This is a genomic window from Pseudozobellia thermophila (genome assembly GCF_900141855.1).
Classification (GTDB): Bacteria; Bacteroidota; Bacteroidia; order Flavobacteriales; family Flavobacteriaceae; genus Pseudozobellia; species Pseudozobellia thermophila.
The window spans coordinates 220,538-232,719 of record NZ_FQYU01000004.1 but is presented as its reverse complement, the minus strand read 5'-3'; the positions used below and the strand labels follow the sequence as shown (position 1 = coordinate 232,719).

Genomic DNA, 12,182 nt, shown 5'->3' with positions numbered 1-12,182 from the left:
ATGAATTATACCAAAATAACCGAAGCGGCTTCGAACCACGATAATCTAGAGCAGCTCGATACGGTTTCCATACTTAAAAAAATGAACGAGGAAGACCAAAAGGTGGCCGATGCCGTTGCCGAGACCATTCCCCAGATTACCCGTTTGGTCGATGCCTTGGCCGAGCGCTTTGAAAAAGGTGGCCGGCTTTTCTATATCGGTGCGGGAACCAGTGGAAGGTTGGGCATTTTGGATGCCTCCGAGATTCCGCCTACCTACGGCTTACCCCATACACGGGTAATCGGCTTGATTGCCGGTGGCGACCAGGCCATTCGAAAATCGGTAGAGCATGCCGAGGACGACGAGCAACAGGCTTGGAAAGATATGATGGTTTATAACATCAACGAGCTGGATACGGTGGTCGGCATTGCGGCTTCGGGTACTACTCCCTATGTTTTGGGCGGCATATCAGAGGCGAGGAAAAGAGGTTTGTTGACGGCGGGAATCACCAATAACCCTGGTTCTCCCTTGGCCAAGGCAGCGGATATCCCCATCGAAATGAACGTGGGCCCCGAATTTGTTACCGGAAGTACGCGAATGAAAAGTGGAACCTCGCAGAAACTGGCGTTGAACATGATCTCTACCGCCTTGATGATCAAGATCGGAAGGGTGAAGGGCAATAAAATGGTCAATATGCAATTGAGCAACAACAAGTTGGTTGATCGGGGGGTTCGGTATGTGGCCGAAGGTCTCGACATTCCTTATGCGGAGGCCGAAAAACTGCTTAAAAAACACGGGTCGGTCAAAGCGGCCTTGGATGCCGGGGCGTAATCATTCGGCCACGGCCTTTACTTCGTCGGTGGTCACGAGTTTGTCGGACCAGTTGCCCCAAGAGTTCATAATGTAGTTCATGACATCGGCAATTTCTTCGGGCTCGAGACCCATGCTCGGCATGGCATTGTTGTAGGTAACCCCATTGACGACGATTTCGCCCTGTTGCCCGTATTTGACCCCCCTGATACTGGCTGTCCGGTTTTGGGCAAGGTAGTCCGATTGGGCGAGGGGAGGGAAGGTATTCGCCACACCTTCACCGTTTTCGAGGTGGCAGGTAACACAAAAATCCATATAGATGTCCTTACCGCGCAACATGCTTTCTTCCAAATCGGCCTCTTGCGAATAAACCGCACAGGAGGTCCATAGGGCCAACGCCAAGACGGGTATCAATCTCATATAAGACGGTTTTTTGGGTACATCGAATTTCGAAAATGGGAACCTAGTTTTTGGGAAGCAGTTTATAGACGCCTTTGCCTTCGACGGCCACATATATCAATCCATCAGGTCCCTCCTTTACATCCCGTACACGGCCGATGTCGGCCATAAGTTTTTCTCGGTTGACCACCTTTCCGCCATCCAGGACAAGACGTTCCAAATATTGAAATTTAAGCGATCCGACCAGAATGCTGCCCTTCCAATCACCGTACTTGTCCGATGTAACGAAAGCCATTCCACTTGGCGCGATACTGGGCAACCAGTAATACAAAGGCTGTTCCATACCCTCCATTTCGGTTTTGTCGGTAATGGGAGTTCCGCTGTAATTGATGCCATAGGTTATTACCGGCCAACCGTAATTGGCACCCGGTTTTATGATGTTGATCTCGTCGCCTCCCCGAGGTCCGTGCTCGTTGTCCCAAATTTCACCGGTTACGGGGTGTTTGGCCAAACCTTGCGGATTTCTGTGGCCGTAACTATAAATGGCCGTTTTGGCGCCTTCCTGGCCTACAAACGGGTTGTCTTCGGGTATTCTTCCGTCGTCGTAAAAGCGGTATATCTTACCGCCGTCGCGGGTAATGTCCTGTGGGTTTTCGTCACGGGCTCCCCGTTCCCCGATGGATAGGAACAAGTAACCGTCGTTGTCAAAAACGATACGCGAACCAAAATGTTGGCCCTTGGTCGTATTGGGTGTGGCCTTGTACAGTAATTCGTTCTCTACTAGGGCGTTGTTTTTCAATTTGGCACGCATCAAGGCCGTGTGACCACCTTTTTCCGGACCCTCTTCGGAAGAATAGGAAATGTAGATCCAACCGTTGTTTTTGTAATCGGGATGCACCTCTATGTCCAAAAGTCCGCCCTGCCCTCTATTGTAGACCTTTGGTACGTTCGAAACCTTGGTTTTGGTGCCGTTCTTAAAGTGGATGATCTCGCCCGACTTTTCGGTTACCAGCATGCTTCCGTCGGGTAGAAAGGCCATTCCCCAGGGAATCTGCATTTTATCGATCATCAATTCGGGGGTAAAGGGTATGTTTTTTGGATTATTTACCTGGTTTTCAGGGTCTTGAGCGCAAGACCAGTTAAAGATAACAAAGGTTAAGCAGATAAGAAGTACACTATTTTTCATGGTTTCACGTTAAATGATAGTATTAATGTATGCCTAGCGCTTAAATATAAAGAGAATTTATAAGTTTAAATAATTACGCTTAAGGATAAATTGCCCCCAAATCGCATTTGTCCTTAATTAACTAAGACTTAACCTATGTTTCCAAAAAAAATGCGGCATGTTCTTGTTGCCCTACTGTTCTTGTCCGTAACAGTAGTATGCGCTACGACAATGGCCAATGCTAACGTACACACGCTTATCAGCGAGGTGGCCGAGGCAGTTAAGGAGGCTGTCTCCCTTGAAAAGGACGAAACTAAAGACAACCGTTCCGCCTTCCTCAAAAATTCAGTTAAGGATAAAAAGGAGGGCAAATCGGCAAGCGCTCCCATGTTCATGACGATTGTTCAGGGGTATGATCAAGTGGAAACCTGTACCAACGATGGTGCCACGGTTGCCCGGTTTATTCTTTGTGGTGATTCGGACGACCGCACGATAAGTTTATCGGGAGGGCCTTACGGCAGTGTATCGTGGCAAGAGCTTACGGGAGCCACCCCGAATACGAATTTGGCCTGCCCGGATTATAGTGCGACCTATACCGAAGTGGGGATAGGCAATACCTTCAATCTCGATGCAAGTAGTATTTCGGCCGTCAATGGTGCCGAATTTAGGGTTCAGGTCAATGGGGGCCAATTCTACTATATCGAAGTTGTCAAGAGTACCATTACCCAAACCTATACCAAAAAGAACTACGTTTGCAACAGCCCGGGCCGAATTGAGATTACCGGGCTACCCAATAGTTACCAATTCCGTATTCGCGAAGGGGCCAACCCCTTTGGTCCCTACCAATCTTCATCGATTTTCGACAATCTCGGCCCCGGATCTTACCAAGTACAGGCCAGGCTAAATATCGAAGGACAGGTCTGTGAGTATTTGTACGAAATCATTGAGATCGAGCAGGTCGATATGGAAATCGACGTAAGCTTTACCAATCCCGTCTGTAGTGGCGAAACCGGTAGTATCGACGTGACCGTCAACCCCGAGGTGCCCGGTCCGTACGTATATACCTTATTGGACGAGAACGGTGTGGAAATAGAGTTTACGTCTACCATAACGAGCAACACCTATACCTTTGGTGCCGTAAGTGAGGGTACCTATGCCGTTAAGGTCGAAACCAATGAATGTAAGGAGGATATCCCGAACGGAATTCCGGCACCCATACAGTATACCGATGTTAACGGCGACCCTATTACCGTGGGCGTGGGCCTTAGCCCGATATCGGTCGATACCGATACCAATGGCATGAGTTTTGGCTGTTCTACGATTTCCAGTGTCGATATAGATGTAACTCCTTCGGGAGGTTCTGGCTCGTATAGCTATACGGTTAGTGATGGCGGTGATTCAGGCGGGTTTTTCTCGGGTACGAGCTCGTATACGGTAACCAGCCCCGGTACCTATACTTTCTATATTACCGACGATCAAGGGTGTACGGCCGAAAAATCGGAATACGTGGCCGAATTGACCCCGCCCGATATTACGGCATCGGACATTGTGGGTACATGTACCAATGGGGGCGGAAAGGTCGAATTTAACATTGTTGATGCCAAAGGGTTCAATCTGGAGTTTAGGGCGACCAACGACCCAAGCGATCCCTTTATCTCTTCGTCAACCATTCCGGTGGCCGACGGTACCTATAATATCGTTGAGGTACAGTATTCGCAAGGTGCATTCTCGTGTGTGCTTTCCTTGCCTCCCGTAACGGTTACCTCTGCCGGTGGTTTGAGCAGTTCATGGACCCTGACACAGGACTATACCTGTGCCAATGGCGGTGCGATCATCGATTTTGCCCCGGCCAGCGGGGGGTCGGGATCGGGCTACGAATATAGCATCGATGGTACTTTTCAGTCGGGTACCACTTTTACGGGAGTGGCCCCGGGTACGTATACCCCCTATGTCAGGGACGACGCCGGATGTTACCAAGCCCTTTCGCCGATAACGGTATCGGAACCGGTGCCGCCCACATCCATAAATTTTGTACAGGACAATTTAGATTGTGCCACGGGCACAAGCAGGGTTACCATCGATGTGCAACCGGCAAGTTTTTCGGTGGCACAGTACGAGATAATCTCATCGCATCCAACGACGACCTTGCCTCCTGCACAGGCCAGCAACGTCTTTAACGGGTTGAATTTGGACACTTCCTACCAATTTGAAATCACCGATACCGACGGCTGTACCTATACGGCAAGCTTTACCACGGGCGGAATAAGCTCCATTCGGGCGCAAGTGAAATCGGGAGGCGACCGCAAGGTATGTCCAGGGGCCACCGATGGCAACGGGGCCTTTTTGGTCGACGGCTTTGCTACCGATTACGACTATACGATTGTCCGATTGCCGGGCACACCGGTTGCCAGCGGAACAAGTAGCGATCTCGAGATACCGATCACCGGTTTGGGTGCCGGTACCTACGAAATTACCGTGACCGACAACGATACCAACTGTACCTCTACCGCTTCCTTCGATGTGGAAGAGGCCGGCACCCCTTTAAGCGTAAGTCCCGCAGTAACCGATATGAGTTGCCAGAACCTCAATATAGGTAGGGTCGTGGCCAGTGCCACAGGTGGCTTCGGCGGATACCGCTACCAGTTGGATTGGCCGCCCAGCGATGGACGGACAGATGGGCCAAAAACAGGAAACACTTTCGGTAATCTAACGGAGGAGGGAACCTATACCTTGACCGTGATCGATTCGGAAGGCTGTACCGCATCGACAACATTCACGCTTACAGAAATCGATGCCCCGGCTATTAGCTTCGATTCGGCCGATTACTGTTATTCAACTACGAACGATGCCGAAATAACGGTTTCTTCCACTGCGGGAACCGCACCGATAGGAAGCCATCAGTACCGAATCAACGGAGGGGCCTTGGTAACCCCTGGCACGCCCGGAACCCATACATTTACGGGATTGGTTCCCGGTAATTATACCATTGAAGTCGTTGATGGAAACGGTTGTACCGCTTCTACCTCGACCATTAGGATCCCGCCCCAGATCCAAGTGAGTCTCGATATCAACGAAGAGATTGCCTGCGGGGGTACGGGAGAAATGCAGATCGATGTTTCGGGTGGCGATATCTCGAATCTGTCGGCTACTTCCTATACCATATTAAAGGATGGTGTTCCGGTTGCAGGCCATACCGGAAACCCACTCCCGGGCGCTTCGTTTACCTATACCATGTCGTATTCCGATTATGGCGATTATACTGTCGAGGTATCCGATAGCAATGGCTGTAACGCCGTATCGGAACCTTTGACCTTTGCCGAACCGACCAATATTGCCGCTAACCACCGAATCGTGGGACCGAGCTGTGGCGACAACAATAGTGGCTTTGTTGAAATAATACCGGTTGTTGCGTCGGGCGTACCTCCGTTTGAGGTGGTCTTCGCCCCGGTAGGCGAATTGCAGAACGATCCCTTGGACCCCAACAATCCCGCTGGTCCCGATCCGATCGATTATAATTTTACGGCACAAACCATTTATTCGGGACTCGCGGCGGGCGATTACGAATATGTGGTAAAGGATGCCAGAAACTGTACTACGGGTGTCATACCTATTACCGTGGCTCCTGACCCCAACCCGGCTCCGGAAATTACGGTAACTCCTATCGATGCCACGTGCTCGGGCGGTGATCTTTCGGGCGGGGTAACCGTGAGCATGCCTACCTTTGGGATCGAGGAATATACCGTAATCGTGGAGGATAGCTATGGAAACCCCATTGTGACCCGAGAAAATGTCGTCGATACCAATTTTCCTTTGACGATCAACGATCCCGGTCTTGTACCGGGGAACTACCAGGTGGTCGTATTGGATTCCAGGGGATGTAACGATTTGGAAACTTTTACCATCGATACCTCGAGTTTGGACATTGTTCCGCATTACCCCACACCCCCGGGAATCTGTACCCCGGGAGGAACCACGGTATGTGTCGATATAATCAACGGTACGGGGCCCTACGAAATCCGTTTGGCCGATCCCGATCCCTTGGCGGGGTGGACAACTCCTAACAACCCACCTGACAACCATTGTTTCAGTAACTTGTTATGGGGAGTTTCCTATACGGTCGAGGTACGTGATCTCGGTACCGGTTGTACCTATGAGGAAGTGATTACCCTACCCGATAACGGTAGCTTGGACGTGGCCCTGGCCATCGACAATGCCAATTGTTACAACGGCGATGTTGGTCTTGAATACACGATTACCTCGGGTACCGGACCGTACAATGTGGTAATTACCAACCTCGATACCGGAGATGTGGTATTGAACTTGACCAATTCCGTCGTGACCAACGATACTTTCCCCGTTCCTTCCGGGCATTATGGTATCTCCGTAGAGGATACGGCCACCAATTGTAGCGACGGCGACGAGGACGAGGCCATTCTTTTGACGCCCCGGGTAGATGTTATAGACAATCAAAATGCCAACTGTAACGACATGGGCCAATTGACGGTCAGGGGTAGTGGAGGTACGCCCTATAGCACTGGAGCCCCTTATCGATATGCCTTTATGCCTGCTGGAACACCGCCCACTTTGACCGATTTTTCAGATGCCGCAACGGTTTTTCTACCTGGATCTCCGGCCCCGGGTACGGAGTACGATATTTGGGTTAGGGATGCCAATGATTGTTCGTACCGGGTTTCTGCCGCGGTAATCCAGGAGAATCCTGCCCTTCCGCTTATAGATCCGATAGTGGAGAACCAATGTGATGTAACCGCCTCCAGTGCAGGTGGGTTTGATATTGTCTTAAGTTTGCCGGGCAATTTCGAGACCCCTACGTTTACCTTGAACGGGATATCGCAAACAGTGGCCCATACGGGCGATCCGGCCATTAACACAACTGCGTCCTTTACAGTAAATAATATTGGATCCTACGATTTTAACATCATCGATGCCGACGGTTGTGAGGTCAACGGCGTGGCCGAAGTGTTCCAGGTTTTGACAGCTTCGGGCGATTTCACCAGCGAACCGAGCTGCGAGGTCGATGACGGCGTCATTACCATTACCGCTGACGGGGGTAGCGGCGACTTTAGCTACCACCTTACGGGAACCGATATTTTTTGGGGTACGGTAGATATTGTCGATCCCAATAGCGACGGCATTTTTGAAGGTATCCCTGCCGGGGATTACCAAGTTGAGATAACCGATAATATCGTTGACAATGGGTTTACTAATTGTACCATCACCGTGGGTGGAATTGTAAGATCGGCACCTACGAGTCCCGTTATCGACGATACGGGCGCCTCTGACGTAAGCTGTAACGGTGCCAATGACGGAAGTATTTCCGCCTCCTTGACGCCAGGTACCGACGTAGATGGTATTCAGGAATACAACCTGTATTCCGGTACAATAGGGGCGCTACCCTCAAACTTGGATACTTCAAGCAGAATCAACACTAATCTATCGGGTTCTTTTACGGCCTTGGCGCCAGGTACCTATGTAATAGAGGTCGTTACCGACCGGGATTGTTTCGATAGGGAGGAAGTGGTGATCAACGAGCCGCCCCCATTTGAAATCGATGCCGTCGCAGGTACATTGGCCTGTAACCCGGCTGCCAATCAATACAGTACGACGATTGTTAGTGCGTCCATTGTTCCCGGAAATGTAGGTAACGGGGGGCCGTACGGCTACAAGATAGACCCCGCCGACAGTTATCAATCGAGTCCTGATTTTGTTATTGTCGATACGGGATCGGATCAGACCATTACCATTTATGCCATAGATGCCAATGGTTGTGAGTTCATTGATTCGGTAACGGTATTGGCCCCTAACGAGGTTACCGCGACGATTACCCAACTATCGCCGATGGACTGTGAGAATCCGGAGCGTATTCGCATCGATGTTACCGGAACCACGAATTTCATCATTGAAGACCAAGGATTCTCGGTGGCATCGGTCAGCCCCGTGTCGCAACCTAGCGGAACCTTTGTGGAATTTGACCTGCCCATGGTGGCCGGGGAGTACAATTTACAGGTAAACGATCAAAATGGATGTACCTATCCCATTCAAGCCTATGTAGTGAACGAACCGGTCCTGCCCGAGGTAACGATCAGCCAGAACGAACCAGTGGGCTGTTTTGGGGCTACCGATGGTGTGCTGAACATAGAAATAACCAATTTGGCCAGTTTGACCAATTTCTCAGGGGTATACGAGTATACCGTTTACGAGGCTTCGGACCCAGGTTTTAGTGGAGGTGCCTTCGGTACTCCGGTAGGGGGTAACTCCACGGGAACGATAGATGCTACCCTAAATAATCCGGCGACCATTACCGGCTTGGAAGGGGGCAGCCTTAGGGTCGTTATCCGCGAACAGGGCAAGACCGTGGGCGCATGTAATGTGTTCAGTAACGTCAGTACCGTTCAGACGCCCAACGAGCAACTGCTGATCACGACCATGGAAGAAATTGGGCGTGTTGGCTGTACCGAAGATTTGGGCGAGATTGTAGTAACCACCCAAGGAGGCTGGGACAACCTGCCCTATGAATATATGTTGGAGTACGAAAATCCCGTGGGTAGTGGTTTTGCACCCCATAGCAACCCGGCCTATGCCAGCTTTGCGGCCAACGGAACCAATAACCGTTTCACGGGGCTGTCAAGCGGTAACTACCGGGTAACGGTCAGGGACAGCGAGGGCTGTACCCATACTGCGGAGCTTGAATTGTTGCCTGTTCCGCCGATCGAGGCAGAGGCCATCATTACACGTGAACTTGAGTGTCCCTTGGGCAACGATGCGGTCATTGTGGCCGTCGAACCCGGAACCACTACCCCGGGGGCCATTGGCGGAGTGCCCACTGGAGGATACCAGTATCGCTTGTTGAGTCTCGGAAGCAATGACAATACCGACGTGGTCTCTTCGACCGGTTATCAGAGCGATCCCGAGTTTGTGGGAGCTGCCGGAACGGGGGTCATCCCTGCCGGATTCTATGCGGTAGAAGTGGTTTCTACACTCGGCTGTAGCTTTGTTACGGATCCCATTGAAGTCGTGGCGCCACCGCCGATCAACCCTGTCTTGATTCAGACTTCGGTTCCCGCTTGTGGCAACGATGCTACGATGATGATCAGGGTCAACAACCCTCAGGGCGGCGCCTATGAATACAGTGTCAATAATTCGGGCGGACCTTGGTTCCCGATCGATGAACTTGATTCGAACGGACTTCCCGTTAAAACGGGAATACCCGGAACGATAGGGCAATCGTACCGTTACGAAGTACGTAAGGTAGGAAGCTTGAGTTCGTGCCTGGCACGTAAGACCAACGGTATTACGATTACCGCGGCCCAACCTTTGACCCTTGACCCCACTTCCCCGACCTTTGATGTGTCGTGTGCCTATGAGGTCGATGGTAGGATCGAAGCCGTGGCAAATGGAGGAACGGGTGTGTATGAGTTCCGTATCTATGACACCGATCCCGGTACCGATGCCTTTGCAGCAGAGTCTTTGCCGACCTACAACAACCTACCGATGCAGGATTATGGTACCTTTGAGAACCTCGAGGCCGGTAGTTATTGGATCTCGGTGATCAGCCGGCAAAATTGTGGCGTGGTACAAGGGCCCTTCGTTATCGATGAGCCCCAACCGGTGACCATAGATTATAGCAGTACCCCGACCTCGTGTTATGGCGAGTCAGACGGTACCATAACCATGGAGGTGACCAGTTCCGCTTCGGGCTTGGTGAAATTCTCTATCGAACCGAACTTGAGCGAGTTCTTTTCGGATCCCGATAACCCAACGGTATATACCTTTACCGATTTGCCCGCGAATACGCCGAGCAATCCGTCGTATACCGTGCTCGCACAAGACGAGGAAGGGTGTCCGCAGACGTTTGAGATCGTGGTTACCGAGCCCGATGAACTGGAAGTGACCGATGTGGCCACGACGCCGGAAACCTGTATCGGTTTTGCCGATGGTACGGCCCAGCTAACGGTTACGGGCGGAACGCCTTTTGTCGATCCAACGACCATGGCCACTTATTATGAAACCAAGTTGGTCGGACCTGGTTCCGATGGTTCGGAAGTGTTTGAAAGAAATGACAACCTGTTCTTTGACAACCTCATTGGTGGCGAAACCTATATTGTATTTGTACAAGATGCCAATCTTTGTGGTACGGATGTGGCCATTCCTATTGAGATAGGGGTCGATTTGACTGCAGAGCCCATAATACAATACGGATGTGAGGGGATATTCCCCAACAGTACGGTTACCATAGAGATGCACGAAGATGGTCTGATGCCCCAACTCTTGTTTGCCTTGAACCCGGCAGATCCCACCGATGCGATTACGGCCATGGCAACAACGGAGCACACCTGGGGCGATTTGCCCGCCGGTGATTACACGGCATATATCTACCACGAAAATGGTTGTACCAATATGGTAGAGTTTACCATGGATGCCTATGATCCCTTGACCTTGACGGCAGAGAAGACCGGTCCGAACGAGATTACGGCCACGGCCGAAGGAGGTTTTGGAGGCTACGAGTTCTTCTTTGACGGCGTGTCGTATGGCAGCGAAGGCATATACACCACCACGGAAAGTGGAACGGTCGATATACGTGTGGTCGATCAAAATGGCTGTGAAGCCGTGGCGACCATTCCCTTCGAGTTCACCGGTATGCTCGAGATACCCAATTTCTTCTCGCCCAACGGCGATAACGAGAACGATTACTGGGCCCCGGGCAACAGGGAATTCTTCCCCAACATAGAGGTCATAATTTACGACCGCTACGGAAGGGTAGTGGCCGAATTGGACCAGGTAAGCAAATGGGACGGTACCTATGACGGCAAGGAGCTGCCTACCGGGGATTACTGGTACGTCGTCAACCAAAACGATGATCGCGATATACGGTATGTGGGCCACTTTACCCTCTATCGTTAAAAGAACGGATTTTTATAAGGCAATGAACGGATGTCCCAAGGGCATCCGTTTCTTTTTGTTACTGCCTTCTTTTATTCGTATTTTTCGACAATGAACTATTTTCAAGGTATGCCCAAATCCCTAGTGCTCATCGTACTCATCGCCTTTCAAGGTTGTGCCTCCCAGTCAAGGCCCAAACTGGTCGATGCGGTGCAGGAAACGGTGATAAAGGAAAGCCTTGCTTATTACCTCTATTATCCTGAGGACTACGATATAAACGAGGAAAAGGAATACCCTTTGTTGTTGTTCCTCCATGGGGGCGGGGAGTCGGGCGATAGTCTGGTGACGGTAAAAAGAAATGGTCCGCCCAAATTAATTGCCCAAGGAAAAAAATTTCCCTTTTTGATTCTGGCGCCCCAGAATCCAAATCGAAAAAAATGGTGGAACACCCGGGCACTGGCCCAGTTGCTCGATACGATCGTGGCGAACAATCGAGTGGACAAGCGGAGGTTGTATTTGACGGGACTCAGTCGGGGAGGGGGTGCCGCGTGGGAAATGGCGGTTCAATACCCCACGAAATTTGCGGCCTTGGCCGTTGTATGTGGTATGGCCCCGGTACCTTATGCCTCTTGGTTGGATAAAAAAACGGCTATTTGGGTATTTCATGGCGAAAAGGATGAGTCCATTCCCGTTTCCGAATCGGTAGATATGGTAAATAGGTTAAAGGAAATGGGGTATAACGTTCGCTTTACGAAATATCCCAATGTGGGTCACGATGCATGGGTTCAGGCCTATAACACTGAGGAGTTGTACGAGTGGTTTGTACGGCAGTCGCGGGAAGATTAGGGACCAAGTTGTTGGTATCTTCACATTGTATTGGGAGTTTCTGGTTTTTGGTATGTCCCTTTCGAGGATCCAGGCAGATGTTCCT

General features: G+C 50.9%; 5 protein-coding genes. 3 read left to right on the top strand and 2 right to left on the bottom strand.

What is annotated here, in order from left to right:
* A complete protein-coding gene (murQ, locus tag BUB37_RS12785; protein ID WP_072994209.1) occupies positions 1–810 on the top strand; it encodes an N-acetylmuramic acid 6-phosphate etherase in 810 nt (269 codons plus the stop codon).
* Here the strand turns inward: murQ and BUB37_RS12780 are convergent, their stop codons facing one another.
* Together BUB37_RS12780 and BUB37_RS12775 are read right to left on the bottom strand one after the other, a co-directional pair.
* On the bottom strand, positions 811–1,209 hold the full coding sequence (locus tag BUB37_RS12780) for a c-type cytochrome (RefSeq protein WP_072994208.1): 399 nt from the start codon (positions 1,207–1,209) through the stop codon (positions 811–813).
* A 43-nt stretch (positions 1,210–1,252) separates the two neighbouring features.
* Positions 1,253–2,374 (bottom strand): PQQ-dependent sugar dehydrogenase, encoded by a 1,122-nt coding sequence (locus BUB37_RS12775; RefSeq protein ID WP_072994207.1) that lies wholly within the window; start codon positions 2,372–2,374, stop codon positions 1,253–1,255.
* A 135-nt stretch (positions 2,375–2,509) separates the two neighbouring features.
* Here BUB37_RS12775 and BUB37_RS12770 point away from each other — a divergent pair, with 135 nt between their 5' ends.
* Both BUB37_RS12770 and BUB37_RS12765 read left to right on the top strand, forming a co-directional pair.
* Positions 2,510–11,272, top strand: coding sequence for a T9SS type B sorting domain-containing protein (locus BUB37_RS12770; RefSeq protein WP_072994206.1), 8,763 nt, complete (start codon positions 2,510–2,512; stop codon positions 11,270–11,272).
* 108 nt (positions 11,273–11,380) lie between these two features.
* Positions 11,381–12,097, top strand: coding sequence for a carboxylesterase family protein (locus BUB37_RS12765; protein ID WP_072994300.1), 717 nt, complete (start codon positions 11,381–11,383; stop codon positions 12,095–12,097).
* Positions 12,098–12,182 lie beyond the last annotated feature (85 nt).

What these genes read in the sequence shown, in the direction of transcription:
- BUB37_RS12765 (WP_072994300.1), top strand. Translation starts at nt 11,381, where the DNA reads ATGCCCAAATCCCTAGTGCTCATCGTACTCATCGCCTTTCAAGGTTGT.
- BUB37_RS12775 (WP_072994207.1), bottom strand. Translation starts at nt 2,374, where the DNA reads ATGAAAAATAGTGTACTTCTTATCTGCTTAACCTTTGTTATCTTTAAC.
- BUB37_RS12780 (WP_072994208.1), bottom strand. Translation starts at nt 1,209, where the DNA reads ATGAGATTGATACCCGTCTTGGCGTTGGCCCTATGGACCTCCTGTGCG.
- murQ (WP_072994209.1), top strand. Translation starts at nt 1, where the DNA reads ATGAATTATACCAAAATAACCGAAGCGGCTTCGAACCACGATAATCTA.
- BUB37_RS12770 (WP_072994206.1), top strand. Translation starts at nt 2,510, where the DNA reads ATGTTTCCAAAAAAAATGCGGCATGTTCTTGTTGCCCTACTGTTCTTG.